General features: G+C 69.3%; 12 protein-coding genes. 6 read left to right on the top strand and 6 right to left on the bottom strand.

Annotated features, from left to right (window positions below):
• Positions 1 to 67: 67 nt before the first annotated feature.
• Positions 68 to 3,538, bottom strand: coding sequence for a bifunctional proline dehydrogenase/L-glutamate gamma-semialdehyde dehydrogenase (locus tag LVJ59_RS11800; protein ID WP_232763201.1), 3,471 nt, complete (start codon positions 3,536 to 3,538; stop codon positions 68 to 70).
• Positions 3,539 to 3,672: 134 nt separating this feature from the next.
• On the opposite strand from LVJ59_RS11800, the gene LVJ59_RS11795 reads away from it, so the two are divergent.
• Positions 3,673 to 4,581 carry a LysR substrate-binding domain-containing protein gene (locus LVJ59_RS11795; protein ID WP_232763200.1) on the top strand — a complete coding sequence of 303 codons (909 nt, stop codon included), beginning with the start codon at positions 3,673 to 3,675 and terminating at the stop codon, positions 4,579 to 4,581.
• Positions 4,582 to 4,609: 28 nt separating this feature from the next.
• On the opposite strand, the gene LVJ59_RS11790 is transcribed toward LVJ59_RS11795, so the two are convergent.
• Both LVJ59_RS11790 and LVJ59_RS11785 read right to left on the bottom strand, forming a co-directional pair.
• Positions 4,610 to 6,319, bottom strand: coding sequence for an amidohydrolase (locus LVJ59_RS11790; protein WP_232763199.1), 1,710 nt, complete (start codon positions 6,317 to 6,319; stop codon positions 4,610 to 4,612).
• The gene (locus LVJ59_RS11785; RefSeq protein ID WP_232763198.1) at positions 6,316 to 7,773 is read right to left on the bottom strand and encodes an APC family permease; all 1,458 of its coding nucleotides are present in this window, start codon (positions 7,771 to 7,773) and stop codon (positions 6,316 to 6,318) included. Before LVJ59_RS11785 ends, LVJ59_RS11790 begins: the two co-directional genes overlap by 4 nt.
• Positions 7,774 to 7,873: 100 nt before the next feature.
• Between LVJ59_RS11785 and LVJ59_RS11780 the strand changes: the two genes are divergently transcribed.
• From LVJ59_RS11780 to LVJ59_RS11770, 3 genes are all read left to right on the top strand, one after another.
• A complete protein-coding gene (locus LVJ59_RS11780) occupies positions 7,874 to 8,476 on the top strand; it encodes a TetR/AcrR family transcriptional regulator (RefSeq protein WP_232763197.1) in 603 nt (200 codons plus the stop codon).
• A 102-nt stretch (positions 8,477 to 8,578) separates the two neighbouring features.
• Positions 8,579 to 9,166 (top strand): nitroreductase family protein, encoded by a 588-nt coding sequence (locus LVJ59_RS11775; RefSeq protein WP_047521123.1) that lies wholly within the window; start codon positions 8,579 to 8,581, stop codon positions 9,164 to 9,166.
• A gap of 83 nt (positions 9,167 to 9,249) precedes the next feature.
• Positions 9,250 to 10,737 (top strand): glycosyltransferase, encoded by a 1,488-nt coding sequence (locus tag LVJ59_RS11770; RefSeq protein ID WP_232763196.1) that lies wholly within the window; start codon positions 9,250 to 9,252, stop codon positions 10,735 to 10,737.
• A gap of 239 nt (positions 10,738 to 10,976) precedes the next feature.
• Here LVJ59_RS11770 and LVJ59_RS11765 read toward each other — a convergent pair whose 3' ends face one another.
• Together LVJ59_RS11765 and coaBC are read right to left on the bottom strand one after the other, a co-directional pair.
• Complete coding sequence (locus LVJ59_RS11765; RefSeq protein ID WP_232763195.1) at positions 10,977 to 13,193, bottom strand: ATP-dependent Clp protease ATP-binding subunit; 2,217 nt, start codon at positions 13,191 to 13,193, stop codon at positions 10,977 to 10,979.
• Between the two features lie 98 nt (positions 13,194 to 13,291).
• Positions 13,292 to 14,491, bottom strand: a complete 1,200-nt coding sequence (gene coaBC / locus LVJ59_RS11760; RefSeq protein WP_232763194.1) for a bifunctional phosphopantothenoylcysteine decarboxylase/phosphopantothenate--cysteine ligase CoaBC — start codon at positions 14,489 to 14,491, stop codon at positions 13,292 to 13,294.
• Between the two features lie 67 nt (positions 14,492 to 14,558).
• Here coaBC and LVJ59_RS11755 point away from each other — a divergent pair, with 67 nt between their 5' ends.
• Positions 14,559 to 15,260: an NRDE family protein gene (locus tag LVJ59_RS11755; RefSeq protein ID WP_232763193.1), complete on the top strand. Its 702-nt coding sequence runs from the start codon at positions 14,559 to 14,561 to the stop codon at positions 15,258 to 15,260.
• Between the two features lie 182 nt (positions 15,261 to 15,442).
• On the opposite strand, the gene LVJ59_RS11750 is transcribed toward LVJ59_RS11755, so the two are convergent.
• Positions 15,443 to 16,417 carry a GlxA family transcriptional regulator gene (locus tag LVJ59_RS11750; protein ID WP_047523817.1) on the bottom strand — a complete coding sequence of 325 codons (975 nt, stop codon included), beginning with the start codon at positions 16,415 to 16,417 and terminating at the stop codon, positions 15,443 to 15,445.
• An 87-nt stretch (positions 16,418 to 16,504) separates the two neighbouring features.
• On the opposite strand from LVJ59_RS11750, the gene LVJ59_RS11745 reads away from it, so the two are divergent.
• Entirely contained in the window at positions 16,505 to 16,666 is a 162-nt protein-coding gene (locus LVJ59_RS11745; RefSeq protein WP_165875520.1) for a hypothetical protein, read from the top strand.
• Positions 16,667 to 16,679: the final 13 nt, after the last annotated feature.

The raw sequence follows: 16,679 nt of genomic DNA, 5'->3' as shown, positions 1-16,679 counted from the left end.
TGCCGAAACCCCCTGCTGCCGACGTCGGCAGCAGGGGGTTTCGGTGCTCAACGGGGGTCTCGAGCGATCAGATCACGTCGTCGCCGAGGGTGGTGGGGTTGCCGAAGCGGTGGTTCGTGATCGACACGGCCTGCTCGTGCAGGAACGGAAGCATCTCGACGCGGCCGGCACCGGTCACGGCATGCGACCACACCGCCACGTCCGGGCTGCCCTCGAGCGCCTCGAACAGCGCCGAGGCGTCGCCACCGACCAGACGGACCCGCTGCCACGTGTTCGCCGCCTTGGCGTAGCGCTTGGTCCACGCGGCATCCGACTCGCGCTTCACGGTCACGCCCTGCGCACGCAGCATCTTCTCGATACGGGCGGGCAGCGACGGAGCCGACACCGTGAACGGGCTGCCACTGCGGAGGGCGGCGGCGAGCACACGGACCCCGTCGGCGAGCACCGCGTCCTCGGAGATGCGCACGTCGACCGCGACCGGGCGGTAGCGGAAGAGGTTGCGCTCGACCCCGAGGCCGGACTTGTCCGACACGGCGCCGAACTCGTCGATCCAGGCGCGCTCATCGGATGCGGCGGCGCGCCGCAGCCAGTCCAACGCGGTCGCATCGACATCCGCCCCCACGGCGTCGAGCAGGGCGGCGACGGCCGGAGCGACGGCGGCACCGGGGGAGACAGCGGGAAGCTCCGCCGGAACCCACTCGCCGAGGCCGTGGAGATAGTTGGGTCCCCCGGCCTTCGCCCCTGCCCCCACGGCCGAGCGCTTCCACCCGCCGAACGGCTGACGCTGCACGATCGCACCGGTGATGCCGCGGTTCACGTAGAGGTTGCCCGCCTCGACGCGGTCGAGCCACGTGGTGACCTCACCGGAGTCGAGCGAGTGGATGCCGGCCGTGAGGCCGTAGTCGACCGCGTTCTGCAGGCGCAGCGCCTCGTCGAGGTCCTTGGCGTGCATGATGCCCAGCACCGGGCCGAAGAACTCGGTCAGGTGGAAGTACGATCCCTCGCGCACACCGGTCTTCACACCCGGCGTCCACTGCGTGCCCTCGGCGTCGAGCTTTCGCGGCTCGACGAGCCAGCGCTCACCCTTCTCCAGCGTCGTGAGCGCCCTGAGCAGCTTGCCGTCGGCGGGCTCGATGATCGGACCCATCTGGGTGGCAGGGTCATCGGGCAGACCCACGCGCATCGACGTGACGGCATCGACGAGCTGACGCTCGAACCGCTTCGAGTCGGCGACCGATCCGACGAGGATCGCGAGGGATGCCGCGGAGCACTTCTGCCCCGCGTGTCCGAACGCGCTGCGAGCGACGTCGGCGGCGGCCAGGTCGAGGTCGGCGGACGGCGTGACGATGATCGCGTTCTTCCCGCTCGTCTCGGCGAGGAGCGGCAGGTCGGGGCGGAAGGAGCGGAACAGCTGCGCCGTCTCGTATGCCCCCGTGAGGATCACCCGGTCCACCGCGGGCCCGGCGACCAGGCGGGTGCCGAGGTCGCGGGAGGCCAGGTCGACGAGGGCGAGCAGATCGCGCGGCACACCGGCGGCCCACAGCGCCTCGACCATCACGGCACCGCAGCGCTGCGTCAGCTTCGCGGGCTTGATGATGGCGGCCGAGCCCGAGGCCAGCGCCGCGAGCACACCGCCGGCGGGGATCGCGACCGGGAAGTTCCACGGCGGCGTGACCACGGTGACCTTCGAAGGCACGAACTCCGCACCCGAGACGGTCTCGAGGTCCTTCGCGCGCTCGGCGTAGTAGTGCGCGAAGTCGATCGCCTCGCTCACCTCCGGGTCACCTTCGGCGATGGTCTTGCCCGCCTCGTGGGCCATGATCTCCAGGAGCTGCCCGCGACGAGCCGCGAGTTCGTCTCCGGCGCGGTGCAGCACGGCGGCGCGCTCGGCCGCGGGGAGGGCGGCCCACTTCTCGGCCGCGGCGGTCGCCGCGGTGAAGATGCCGTCCAATTCGGCTTCCGTCTCGACCTTGGCGATCGCGATCGTGTCCAGCCCCAGAGTCGATCCGACCGATCGACCGAGAATCGCCCGTCCCCATGCGCGGTTGGCGGCGATCGCGGGATCGGTGTCGGCCTGGTTCCGGAAGCCGTCGGTCGTTGCGGCGTCTGCCTCTGCGGTGCGGTCCTGCACACGGTGCGGACCGGGGACGAACCCGGGCTCATCCATCGCGAGCGCAGCCAGCGAGCGCTCGAAGCGCTCCCGCTCCCGGGTCAGCAGGGTCGGGTTCGAGGCCAGTTCGAACACCGCCGACATGAAGTTCTCGGAGCTGGCGTTCTCCTCGAGACGACGCACCAGGTAGGCGATCGCCACATCGAACTCGGCCGGGTTCACGACCGGCGTGTAGAGCAGGAGGCGACCGACGTCCTTGCGGACGGCCTCGGCCTGCCCGGTCGCCATGCCGAGCAGCATCTCGTACTCGACCAGCGGGTCCGCACCCGTCGGATCCGCCACTCCTCGTGCCTGGGCGAGCAGCCACGTGTAGGCGATGTCGAACAGGTTGTGACCCGCGATGCCGATGCGCACGGCGTCCAGGCGCTCCGGCGTCATGGCCCAGTCGAGCACCCGCTTGTAGTTGGTGTCGGAGTCCTGCTTGGTGTCGTAGGTGGCGAGCGGCCAGCCGTGGATCGCCGCGTCGACCTCTTCCATCGCGAGGTTCGCGCCCTTGACCACGCGCACCTTGATCGGCGCTCCGCCCTTGGCGCGGCGGGCGGCGGCCCACTCCTGCAGGTGCTGCATGGCACCGAGTGCATCCGGCAGATATGCCTGCAGCACGATGCCGGCTTCGAGGTTCTCGAGCCCCGGCTGGTCGAGGATGCTCGTGAAGGCCGCGATCGTCAGGTCGAGGTCGCGGTACTCCTCCATGTCGAGGTTGATGAACTTCGCCTTGCCCTCGGCCTCGGCCGCAGCCGCCAGTTCGTAGAGCGGGGTGAGCTTCTCGACGACGTCTGCGACGGCCTCGTCGAACGACCACATCGAGAGCTGGCTGACGACGCTCGAGACCTTGATCGAGACGTAGTCGACGTCGTCGCGGGCGAGGAAGTCACGGGTGCCGCGCAGACGGTGCCCTGCTTCACGCTCGCCCAGCACGGCTTCGCCGAGGAGGTTCAGGTTGAGGCGGTTTCCGCTCTTGCGGAGCTTCGCGATCGCGGGGCCCAGCTTGGCGGGGGTCGCGTCGAGCACCAGGTGCCCGACCATGGCGCGCAGCACACGGCGGGAGATCGGCACGACGACACCGGGCAGCTTGGGCGCCCAGAAGCCGCCCGTCTTGATCGCGGCGCGCAGGTAGCCGGGCAGCAGACCCGGGGTGATGTCGCTCAGCTCGGCGAGCGTGCGCCCGGCGACGCGCAGATCTTCGGGACGCATCACGCCGTCGACGAAGCCGACCGTGAACGCCAGCCCGTTCGGGTCTTTCAGGACCTCGGAGAGGCGCTGGGCGGCAGGCTCGACGGGGTGAGTCTCGCTCTCGGCGAGCCAGCGCTGCACGAGGGCGGCGACCTCTTCGGTGCGGGGAGTGGTGGTGTCGGCGGCGACAGGCATCGGTGGGACCTTCCAAGTGATCGCACACCGGGGTTTCGTGTGCGGCTGGATCATTGTCCTGCCAGTCAGTAGGCTCCGTCTATCAACCGATTCGAGTGGATTCTGTTCACTCTGACTGAACGGATGGAACGCGCGTGCTGGACGTCAATCGGCTGCGGATGCTGGTCGAGCTGTCTCGGCGCGGAACGCTGTCGGCCGTCGCCGACGCCCTCTCCTACAGCAAGGCCTCGGTGTCGCAGCAGTTGAGCGCCCTGGAGCGCGATGTGGGGGTGCCCCTGCTGCGTCGAGTGGGGCGCGGGGTGCAATTCACCCCGCAGGGGAACGTGCTCGTCGCCGAGGCCATCGGCATCCTCGACCAGCTCGAACACGCCGAGGTCGCCGTCGCCGAATCGCTCACCGAGGTGACGGGCACCGTACGCGTGGCGGTATTCCAGTCGACGGCGCACTCCCTCCTCCCCCGCGCCCTCCGCGCTCTGAAGGACCGGCATCCGGCGTTGCGCGTCGAGGTCACCGAGTGCGACCCGGAGACCGGCCTCGTCGGGGTGTCCAGCCGGGACTTCGACCTGATCCTGGCCGAGCAGTACCCCGGACGCACCCGCCCGATCCACGCGGATCTCGACAGGGTGGAGCTCGCGCATGATGCGATCGCGCTCGCCCGGCGCCCCGGAGCCCCGACCCCCGCCGATGCCTTCGCCGCACTGTGGTCGACCCGCGGAGAGCCGTGGGTGCTCGAACCCGCCGGCACCGCCTCGCGAGCCTGGGCGGAACAGCTGTGCCGCACCGCCGGCTTCGAGCCCGACGTGCGCTACGAGATCGCCGACCTCACGGCGCATGTGCGACTGATCCACGCAGGGCTCGCCGTCGGGTTGCTCCCGGATCTGGTGTGGGCGGGAGACACCCCGACCGTCGACCTCACCCCGCTCCCCCACGACCCACGGCGCGAGATCTTCTCCTCCGCGCGACGCGTGTCGGCGGATGCCCCGTCGATCCGTGCGGTCCGCAGCGCGCTGGCCGACGCAGCCACCCACAACCTCCCGGACTGAGGCGCCAGAAGCGTGATCCCGAAGAGGATCAGTGCCGGTGCACGTGCTTTTCGCCCGTTCCCGCCGCCACCGGATCCGCCGACCGGGGGGCGGTCGACGGCGCGAGCGCTCCCGCGGAGTGAGCGATCCGCCCACCGACCACCGTGAGCTCAGCATGCTGATCGAGCAGGCCTGCGGGGTCGTTCTCATGCCGGTAGAGGTCGTCCGACCACACCACCAGATCCGCGAGCATTCCGCGCCGCACCCGCCCCCGGTCGCTCTCAGCGTGCCAAGCCCGCGCACCGTGCACGGTGTATGCCTCCAGCGACCGGTCGATACCGACCCGTTCGGCCGTGGTCCACGCCTCCCCACCGTCCAGACCCGCCCGCGTGGCGGCCGAGTACAGCCCGACGAGCGGATCCATCTCCCCCACCTGCCAGTCGCTCGAGAAGGCGACGGTGGCACCGCTGTCCAGAAGGCTCCGGAACCGCCACGCCCGGTCCCAGCGATCCTCGCCGATGTTCTCCATCCACGTGCCGGCGACGAGGTCCGGGGAGCAGTGCCGGGGCTGCATCGCCGCTGTCACGCCGAGTTCACGGAACCGGGGCAGATCATCCGGATGCAGGCACTCGACGTGCACGACGCCGTGTCGACGGTCCTTCGTGCCGTTGCGCTGGGCGGCTTGCTCGATCGCGTCGAGCGCCAGACGGATGCCTGCATCCCCTGTCGCATGCGTGTGGGTCTGGAACCCCAGCCGATCGAGCTCGCTGATCACCTCCACGAGTTCACGACCGGGATAGCTCGGTCGGCCGCGCACACCGGGCCGATTGGCGTAGTCGTCGAGCATGAGGGCTGTGTGCGGTTCGATCACATCGTCGGCGTACAGCTTGAGCGGACCGAGGCGCAGCAGTCCCTCGGCGTCGGCATCCGCCTCGGCACCGCGCACCGCGTCCCGCAGCTGTCGACGAAAGTCGCCGTCGGCCCCGACCGGGTGGAACAGTGCCGTGATGACGCGCGACGACAGCTCTCCTGCAGCCAGGGCACGCTGGAAGAGCCCGAGCTCTGCGAGCGGAACCTGCGGCTCGACTGCCGTGGTGATTCCACTCGCCGTCGCCATGCGCATGCTGGCGAGTAGCTTGCGGTAGCGGCGCTCCGGCGAGTACATCGGGATGTCGCGCTGAAGTTCCGCGAGTCCGGCGATCGTCATGGCGCTCGTGTAGAAGTCGGTCACCCATCCCGTCGGCTCCCCCGTCCGCTCCTCCCGCTCCGGCCGACCCCACGCGATGTCGACGCCGGAGGCGATGCCGAGGATGCCGAGCGCCGGCCTGTTGAGCCACACCGAGTGCTGATCGTAGGTCGTGACGAAGACCGGGCGATCGGTGAGCCCCTCCAGATCCGCCGCGTTCGGGCGGCGGCCATCGACGATCGAGTACACGGCGTTCTCGGCGCAGATCCAGGTGAGATCCGGTCTCCGATCGGCGAACTCGGCGATGCGCCGCCGTACCTCGGTCAGCGTCGAGGCCCCCTCCAGCGATACCGCATCCTCATCGAATCCGAGGAGGAGGTGGTTGTGGCTGTCGATGATGCCCGGCGTGAGCAGCCGCCCCTCCGCATCGATCGTGCGGCGTGCCGCGGGGGCGTCCGAGGCCGGCCCCACATAGGCGATGCGGTCGCCATCGATGCCGACGACTTCAGCCCACGGCTGCACGGGGTCGAAGGTGCGCACGCGCGCACCGGTGATCAGAGTGTCGACGGTCATGCGTTGTGCTCCTCGGTCTCGTCGACGGATGCGTCCGCCTCGAGCAGATGGATGGCGCCCGGGTGTGCCCGCAGGTACAGCGCGTAGTACAGGAATCCCGCCGCGACGATGCCGGCGGCGACGCCGAGGCTCAGCCACTGAGCGGGATCGAGGAGGCCGATCACGAAGATCGTGGCGATCGCGGCCAGCGCCACGAGGGGTGGCACCGGCCACAGCGGCATGCGATAGCTGCCTCCGGCTTCGTCGCGCTGGCGCCGAACCACGAACGCGGCGAGCGCGATGAAACCGTAAGAGAAGGCGAGGGTCGAACCGGTCGCGTTCAAGAGCACGTCGAACGGGACGAAGCAGCCGACCAGGGCGATGACACCCATCGTGATCGTCGCCACGACGGGCATCTTGGTCCGCGGGGAGATGCGGGCGAGGGGGCGTGCGAGCGTAGCCGGGAGCGCCTGGTCACGCGCCGCTGCGAACAGCAGGCGCCCGGCCTGCAGGGCGATCGCGATGATCGCATTGATGATGGCGAGAGCGATCGCGATGAGGATGATCATCGTCACCGTGTCGCCGCTGCGCTGGGAGAGGAACGATTCCACCGGAAGGTCTGCACCGAAGAGCTCCTCCAGCGACTCGGCTCCCAGCAGGATCGCCGTCAGGGGGATGATCTCGGCGAGCACGGTGATCAGCGCGCTCCACAGCAGAGCCCTGGCGATGGTGCGGCGGGCATCCTTCGTTTCCTCCGCGAAGTAGATCGCGCCACCGTAGCCGTTGTAGGCGAAGATGCCTTGCGTGACGGCGAGCACCAGTCCGGCGATGCCCAGCGGAGCGAGGCCGCCGGCGGCATCGAGTGCTTGCGGATCGAAGAGGTCGGTGATGGGCCGCTCGATGCGGATCACACCGAGGATCGAGAGGTAGGCGAGCGCCGCCATCTCGATGAAGAGGAAGAGCCCGGTGACCCAGGCGTTGGTGCGGATGTTGAAGCAGGCGGTGATCGTGGCGAGCACGATCACCACGACGGCTGTCCACAAGGGGTCGAGCCCCGCGATGGCGACGCCGAGGTAGTCGGCGACGCCGAGCGCGAAGATGGCGATGATCAGCGGCAGCGTGATGAGGCTGATGAAGAACACCGCAGCACCGGGCGCCGGCCCCAGCACCCGGCTGACCAGGGTGTAGTCCCCACCGGCGAGCGGATGCCGCGACCCGAGCTCCGCGTAGCACAGGGCGATCAGCAGGCTGATGACGCCCGCAAGGATGAACCCCCAGAACACGCCCGTGCCGTATCCGGCGAAAGCCGCGCCGCCCAGGATGAAGACGCTGGAGGCCGGGGAGATGCCGGAGAGCGTGATGAGTACGTTGCCCCCGACTCCGAGCGAGCGCGAGAGCTGACCACCGTGCGTGGTCGTCGCTGCCGTGTCGAGCGCGGGCGCCGGGACTCTCGAGGGTGGAATCGGGTGGGACATCGTCGGGACTCTCTTCATCGTGATCCGAGGCGAAGCATTCTTTGACTCCAACGTCAAAGAATTCCTCGAGTGTGCCATGCAGCTCGGGTAGTGTCAAGGAATGGCGCGACCACGACGGCAGGAAGAGCGACGCGCGGCACTCATCGACGCGACGTACGCGGCAGGCAAGGAGCACGGTCTGCGCTCGCTCTCGCTCACCGATGTCGCGGCTGCCGCCGGCCTCACTCGCGGGGCGATCCTGTACTACTACGAAGACCTCGACGCCCTTCTCGTCGAGGCTCATGCCGCAGGAATCCAACGGTTCTGCGACGAGCGGGATGCAGCGATCGCCGCTCTCGCCGACCCTCGAGAACAGCTCGCCGCCGCCATCGACGCCGGCCTCCCCGACGGCGCGGACGACGCACTGATGAGCTTGCTCTACGAGTTCGACGTGCTCGCCGGCAACTCCGCGCTTCACGATGAACTCGTACAGAAGCTCTATCTCCGCCAGCTCACGACCTACCGTGGCGTGATCGCGGCCGGACGCGAGAGCGGAGTCTTCGCTCCGGCACTCGACGACGAGCAGCTCGCGATGACCATGGTGGCCCTGGAGGATGCTTACGGACTGCACATCGTGGGCGGCAACGCGCTGATGAACGTGCCGAAGGCGGCCGCCGCGATGCGCGCTGTCGCTGACCGACTGGGTTGCCCGGTGAGCACCTGAGGGAGGCGCACACGAGTCCGGGAATATGCATGCACATGCATCTGTTCAGTCCCGTGTACCCGGACGATGGAGTCCGATCCACTCCGTCCGAAAGGCACTTCTGTGAGCACTCCCGTCATCGACCGCACCGCACCGACCGAGCACCCCGTCCTCGACGTCCTCGCCGGCCGCTGGAGCCCCCGCGCTTTCGACGCGCAGAACACGATCGACGAGGCCAAGCTCGCCACCGCGCTCGAAGCGGCCCGTTGGAGCCCGTCCGCCAATAACACGCAGCCCTGGCGCTTCATCGTCGCCCGCCGCGGCACCGCCCTTCACGCGCAGGTGGTCGACGCGCTGATGGGCTTCAACCAGGCCTGGGCGGGCAACGCCGCCGTGCTGGTCGTCGCCGTGGCCGAGACGGCGACCGCCGACGGCACGCCCCTCACCCACGCCCTCTACGACCTCGGCCAGGCAGTCGCGCACTTCTCGGTGCAGGCACACCACGACGGCCTGCTCGTGCACCAGATGAGCGGCTTCGACCCTGAGGTCGTCCGCGAGTTCGCCGACCTCGAACCGCGCTTCGTCCCGGTCACGGTCTTCGCGGTCGGCGAGTTCGGTGACGTGAGCGCGCTCCCCGAGGTGCTGCAGGAGCGCGAGGTCGCGCCGCGCGTCCGTCGCCCCATCGCCGAGTCGGTCATCCTCAGCGCCTGACACCCGGTGGGGCACCCGCTCTGGGGGTGCTGCCACAGACATCCCCCAGGCTGCGCAGAAGCGTCGAACCTATGGTTGCTCGGGTGCTCCGCCCTCGCCCACAGCTTCCTCCCGCTCGGCACTTCGCGCTCACCTGGGGGATCGCCGATCAGCACGGGGGGATGACGAGCGCGATGCTTCGGCGCTCGCGGGCGTTCCGCCGCCTCGGCGGAGTCGACGTGGACATCCTGACGCTGGACGACCGACCCGACTATCCCGAGTTCGCGGATCGTCTCCACGCCGCAGGTGAACTCATCGACGGGCTGCGCATCCGCAACCTCTGGGACGAGCTGCGTCGGGAGTCGCCCCGGCCACGCGGGATCACGCCGACCGCTGCGGAACTGCTGGTGCCGCAGGCGGGCGACGTGGTCGCGTCCCACGACGGCACCGTCCTGAGCCGCGCACGCCGCGACGATGCCGGCCGGATGCTGGTGGATCGGTTCCGCCGCGACGGCTCGCTGCTCGCCACCGAGCGCCCCGGCGACGACCGGAAGGTCGTGCTCTATTCGACGGACGGCGCACCGCTACGGGACTGGCGCACGACGTGGGGCCTGTACCGCTGGTGGTTCGACCGCCTGACCGGCAAGGCGCCCAGCTTCCTGCTGGTCGACTCGAAGACGGCCGCGCGCTCGGTCGCAGGCTATCGGCGGGACAACGTCGTCACGGTGCACATCGTCCATGCGTCTCATCGCGTGGGCGGGCGGCCGGGGACGCTCCGGGCGACACGCGAATCCGTGCTGCGTCGCGCCGGGGAGTTCGACGAGATCGTCGTCCTCACGTCGAGACAGCGCACCGATCTCGTCGAGGATCTCTCCGCGCTCGACGTCACAGCCCGGATCCGCACGATCCCGAACGCCGTAGCCCTGCCCCCGCGCGCTGCCGTGACCCGCGACGCGTCGCACGGCGTGGTCGTCGCCTCGCTCACCCGCCGCAAGCGACTCGAACACGCGGTGGAGGCCGTCGCGGTGGCGCACGCCGCCGATTCGACGATCGATGCCGACATCATCGGAGAGGGCCCCCGCGAAGCAGCCCTGGAAGCGCGCATCCAGCACCTGCACGCCGACGGTCATGTGCACCTGCGCGGATACGACCCCGACGCACGCTCGGCGTTCCGTTCCGCGGGATTCAGCCTGCTCACGTCGACCTCCGAAGGGCTGCCGCTCGTGCTCGTGGAGAGCATGGCCGCCGCTTGCATTCCGCTCGCCTACGACATCCGCTACGGGCCCGCCGACATGATCAGCGACGGGGTCGACGGCTTCCTCGTCCCGGACGGCGACGTCCAGGCCCTCGCGCGACGCATCGTCGACCTGCAGGCCATGCCACCCGCGGCAGTCGAGGCGATGCGTCGTCGCGCGGTGGCCCGCGCCTCGGAGTTCTCCGATGACGCCGTCACCCGACGCTGGTCGCGGGAGCTGCGGGCCGTGTACGACACGAAGCTGTTCGCCGCCGCACGCGATCAACCCGCGCCCGTGCGCCTGCGACGTCGTGCGGGCGCGCTGCGACGCCGGGCGCTCTGGATGCTCGGCCGCTGAGCGGTCGGTGCCGCACGGTCGGTGCCACCCACATACACACTTCCCTCATCCCCCACGCGCGCACACGCCGCGAAGGAGAACTCACGCTTTGAAGGAGGCTTTGACGCATCTCCTCCTTCGTAGCGTGAGTTCTCCTTCAGACAGTGCGGCGCGCGAACACCACGGCCCACGCAAATCAGTCCTGATACCACTCAGTCCTGATACCACTCAGTCCTGATACCACGCAGTCCTGATACCGCTCAGTCGTCGAGCAGCTCGGCCTCGATCACCTCGTCGTCTTCCGGCTCCGGCTCCGGGTCCGGTGTCGTCGCGGTGAGCACGAGGCCCGAGCCATCTGCGGCCACGTCGACGCGGACCGTGTCGCCGTCGTGCACGCCGCCCGAGAGCAACGCCGTCGCCAGCTTGTTCTGCACCTCGCTCTGGATGAGGCGGCGCAGCGGTCGGGCTCCGAACATCGGGTCATAGCCGCGCTCAGCGAGCCAGGCCCGCGCATCGGGGGTGACCGCGAGCGTGAGGCGACGGTCGCGCAGCCGGTCGTGCAGCTGGTCGACGGAGAGCTCCACGATCTGCGCGAGGTCGTCTTCGCTCAGCGCCGAGAACATCACGATGTCATCCAGTCGGTTCAGGAATTCCGGACGGAACGCCTGCCGCACGAGCGCCATGACCTGGTCACGCTTCTCGTCCGGCCCGAGCACCGGGTCGATCAGGATCGGCGATCCCAGGTTCGATGTGAGGATCAGGATCACATTCGAGAAGTCGACCGTACGACCCTGGCCGTCGGTCAGGCGACCGTCGTCGAGCACCTGCAACAGCACGTCGAACACCTCGGGGTGGGCCTTCTCGACCTCATCGAGCAGGATCACGCTGTACGGCCGACGACGCACGGCTTCGGTCAGCTGACCACCCTGCTCGTAGCCGACGTACCCCGGAGGGGCGCCGACGAGACGGGACACCGAGTGCTTCTCGCCGTACTCCGACATGTCGATGCGCACCATGGCGTGCTCGTCGTCGAACAGGAACTCCGCGAGCGCCTTGGCCAGCTCGGTCTTCCCGACACCGGTCGGGCCGAGGAACAGGAACGAGCCGGTCGGGCGACCGGGGTCGCTGATCCCGGCACGCGAACGACGAACGGCGTCGGACACGGCCTTGACGGCATCCTTCTGTCCGATCAGCCGCTTGCCGAGCTCGTTCTCCAGGTTCAGCAGCTTCTCGCTCTCGCCCTGCAGCAGTCGGCCGACCGGGATTCCGGTCCACGCGGCGATCACGGCGGCGATGTCCTCTTCGGTGACCTGCTCGTTGACCATGCGCGGCTCGGCGGGTGTCGCGGCTTCGGCCTGCTCCGCCTCGGCGATGTCGCGCTCCAGGCGCTTGATGGTCTCGTACTCGAGCTTCGAGGCCTTCGTGTAGTCCGCGTTGCGCATCGCGAGATCGCGCTGGGTGATCGCATCGTCGAGTTGCTTCTTCAACTCACCGACCCGGTTCAGGCCCTGCCGCTCGCGCGCCCATCGGGACTCGAGGCCGGCGAGCTCCTTCTCCATCTCGACCAGGTGCTCGCGGAGCACGCCGAGGCGCTCCTTGGAAGCAGCATCCTTCTCCCGCTTGAGCGCGAGCTCCTCGAGCTTCATCCGATCGACCTGCCGCTTGAGCTGGTCGATCTCGACAGGCGAGGAGTCGATCTCCATCTTGAGCCGGGACATCGACTCGTCGATCAGGTCGATCGCCTTGTCGGGCAGCTGTCGGGCCGGGAGGTACCGGTTCGAGAGCGCAGCGGCCGCCACGAGGGCGCTGTCGGAGATCGTGACCCCGTGGTGCGCTTCGTACCGCCCCTTGAGACCACGGAGGATCGCGATCGTGTCCTCGACCGTGGGCTCGCCGACGTAGACCTGCTGGAAGCGTCGTTCGAGCGCGGCGTCCTTCTCGATGAACTCGCGGTACTCGTTGAGCGTGGTGGCGCCGATCAGCCGCAGCTCACCACGGGCCAGCATCGGCTTGAGCATGTTGGAGGCGGCGACGGATCCTTCTCCCCCGCCGGCACCCATGAGCACGTGCAGCTCGTCGATGAAGGTGATGACCTGCCCGTCGGACTCGGTGATCTCCTTGAGCACCTGCTTCAGCCGCTCCTCGAACTGCCCGCGGTACATGGCACCGGCCACGAGGGCGGAGATGTCAAGGGTGACCAGCTCCTTGTCCTTGAGGGATTCGGCGACGTCACCCGCGACGATGCGCTGGGCGAGTCCTTCCACGACGGCGGTCTTGCCGACGCCGGGCTCCCCGATCAGCACGGGGTTGTTCTTCGTACGGCGGGTGAGGACCTGGCTGACTCGACGGATCTCGCTGTCGCGTCCGATCACGGGGTCGAGCTTGCCCTGGCGGGCGCGGTCGGTGAGGTTGATGCCGAACTGCTCGAGGGCGGACTGCTGTTCTTGATTCTGGCTACCGGTCTGCGGGGTGGTCATGCGCTCCTCCTGGAGATGCTCCTTCTGGTCGTCTCCCGCCTGCCGGGTCGGAAGGCGGGATCAAAGTTGAGTGGTGTTGACTCAAGTTTAGCATTCCTTCAGCGCGCGCGTGCGATCGCATCCCAGATCGCGGCCGCGACCGCGCGCTTCGACCCCGATGCACTGCCCGCGTCGGCACCGTGCGGTCCGAGGATGTGCACGGCGTTCTCGGGGCTCTCGAATCCCCGCTCCCACCCGACCTCGTTCACGATGAGCAGGTCCACGCCCTTGCGCTGCTGCTTGCGGCGGGCACGGGCGAGGAGCTCCGATGCATCCTCCGGGGTCTCCGCGGCGAACCCGACCACGAGCTGACCGGATCGCCGCCGCGAGGCGAGCGCCGCGACGATGTCCTCGTTCTCGACCAGCTCGATGGCGGGGATCCCGCCCCCCTCCTTGGTGAGCTTGCGCTCCGACACCGCCGCCGGTCGATAGTCCGCCACCGCCGCCGCCATCACGACCACATCGGCGAGGGAGGACTCGTGCTTCATCGCCTCGGCGAGCTCTGCCGCCGTCCCGACCGGCACGACACGGATCGACGGGTGCCGTACCTCGGCGAGCACCTCGCCCGAGATGTTGGCCGACACCAGGGTCACCTCGGCCCCTCGGGCGGCGGCCTCCGCAGCGAGGGCCGCCCCCTGCCTGCCACTGGAGCGATTGCCGAGGAAGCGCACCGGATCGATCGGCTCGCGGGTGCCCCCCGCCGAGACGACCACGCGCACACCGGCGAGATCGCCGGGAGTCAGCAGCGCCTGGGCGGCGGCGAAGATCTCCTCGGGCTCCGACATCCGGCCGGGGCCGCTGTCACCGCCGGCGAGCTCTCCGTCCGCGGGGCCGACGACGTGCACACCGCGCTCCCGCAGCGTCGTGATGTTCGCCTGCGTCGCGCGGTTCCGCCACATCTCCGCATGCATCGCCGGGGCGATCAGCACCGGAGCCTCGGTGGCGAGCAGGGTCGTGCCGAGGAGGTCGTCGGCGAGCCCGGCGGCCATCTTGGCGATCGAGTTCGCCGTCGCCGGCGCGACGATCACCAGTTCGGCGTTCTGCCCCAGGGCGACGTGCCGCACCTTCGCGACGTCGTCGTGCACGCTCGTGGTGACCGCATGACGACTGATCGCCTCCCAGGTCGGGAGCCCCACGAACCGCAGGGCGTCCTCCGTGGGCACCACGGTCACGTCGTGCCCACCCTTCGTGAGCAGGCGCACGAGGTGCACCGTCTTGTACGCGGCGATGCCGCCTGTGACTCCGACCACGATGTTCACGTCTCGATTCTGCCCCAGCATCCGCCGCCATGGGCCGACACCTCTTGCTCGACCTAGACTTGGATGCGTGTGCACGGTTGTCATCGATGTCGAGAAGGCCGGTTCTGCACGACTCCTCGCGGTCCGCGACGAAGATCCGCTGCGGGCGTGGGACTCCCTCGGACCCTGGTGGCCGGCGGACCATCCCGGTGTGATCGGGATCCGCGATCGCCGTGCCGGGGGCGCCTGGCTCGCCGCGAATCCCGCCGAACGCCGGCTCGCGGTGCTGCTGAACCGGGCGGACGTGAGCGACCTCCCCGCCGCGCGGGCCGTCTCCCGCGGCGCCCTGGCCCTGGAGTCCGTGCAGGGGCGCTCGCCCGTCGCCCCCCTGTCCATGCACGGCTTCAACCTGCTCGAGGTCGGCCCCGAAGGCGCGCGCGTGCTGTCGTGGGACGGCGTCGAGCTGCGCGAGACACGCATCGATCCCGGCACACACATGATCGCGCACGATGACCTCGATGATGCCACCACCCCGCGGATCGAAGCCTGGCTGCCGGAGTTCCGCGCCCTGGGCCCGACCGCCGACAGCGCCGACTGGACGGCTGAGTGGACCGCGCTCCTCGCCTCCTCCGCCGAGCTGCCGCCCGAAGACGACCGGGCCATCATCCGCGACAACCGCCCGCACGGCTATCCCACCCAGTCGCTGCTGTACTGCATCGCCACCGTGACCCCCGAGGGCGTCGAGGTCCGCGACGTGACACTCCCCTCCCCCGCGCACTTTCCGGAGTGACTCCCCCCTCGCCCCCCACTCCCGCACTCCCGCCGAGACCCCCGCCTGTCGTCGACACCCCTCCCGTGTCGCGCCGCCCAGCGGGGGCTTCGACACTCAGCGGGGGCGTCGACCTGATCTTGCACCGCAGAACCCCGCACCGCAGAACCCCGCACCGAGGAGGGGGAGAGGGAAGTGCGGGGTCAGGCGGCGGGAAGCGCCGGCTCCTCGACGCAGGAGAATCGTGCGCGGTAGGCCGTGGGGGTGAGGCCGAGGACGCGGGCGAAGTTCTGCCGCAGCACCGCCGCCGACCCGAAACCGCATTCATCCGCGATGTGCTCGAGCGGAAGACCGGTGCGCTCCAGCATGCGCTGCGCGTGGATGATGCGCTGACGGGCGAGCCAGGCCGCGGGTGTCGCACCGTACTCGGCCTTGAACCGCCGGGCGAAGGTGCGCGGTGACATCAGCGCCCTGGCGGCGAGCTGCTCGACACCCAGATCGTCTCGCAGGTGTTCGACGGCCCAGTCCGCCACCGCGGCGAGTGAGTCGGTGGGGACCTGCGGGATCGGTCGGTCGATGAACTGCGCCTGTCCGCCGTCACGCTGCGGCGGAACGACCATGCGCCGTGCGATGCGGTTGGTGAGCTCGGCGCCGACCTCCTGACGGAGCAGGTGCAGGCAGGCATCGATCCCCGCAGCCGTGCCCGCGCTGGTGATGACCTTCCCGTCCTGCACGAACAGCACGTCGGGGTCGATGTCGATCTGCGGGTACATGTCCGCCATGGTGTGCGCGTACATCCAGTGCGTGGTGGCTCGACGGCCGTCGAGCACTCCGGCCGCCGCGAGGATGAAGGATCCGCTGCAGACGCTCATCACCCAGGCGCCACGCGCGACGGCGTGCCTGGCGAGGTCGAGCAGCAGCGGATCGATGTCTCCCCAGTGCTCCCGGGGAAGGGGGCAGAACACCACCAGATCCGCCTCGTAGGCGAACGTCAGATCGTGCTCGACGTTGACCGAGAAACCGATCTTCGACGCCACGACGCCCGCGCGGGGGGCGACGATGCGGAAGTCGAAGTTCGGCACACCGTCGTCAGCGCGATCGAGGCCGAACGCCTCGCACGCGACGCCGAACTCGAAAGGTGCGAACCCGTCCTGGATGACGCAGGCAACCGTCTTCATGTACACGCTCCCGAATGGCAGTTTTCATACGCTCAGAGTCTTCTCTGCCACTCGTGGCGGTTCAACGATGAACGTAGCGTTTCTGCCATGATACTCGTCATCGCACTTCTCGCCCTCGCCGCCTGGGCGACGATCGCCACGTTCGTCGAGCTCCGCCGCGACGGCTACCGTCGCGTGCCGACGGACTGGAGACGCCTCGCCGGCCGCGACCTCCACCAGGAAGCGGAGTCCGGACGCCTCTACCGGTGACCTCGGTGCAAGG

Origin of the sequence: Microbacterium sp. KKR3/1, from assembly GCF_021272365.1 — a bacterium.
GTDB lineage: Bacteria > Actinomycetota > Actinomycetes > Actinomycetales > Microbacteriaceae > Microbacterium > Microbacterium aurugineum.
Note: the sequence above shows the minus strand (reverse complement) of the source record. Positions and strands in the feature narration are given on the sequence as shown.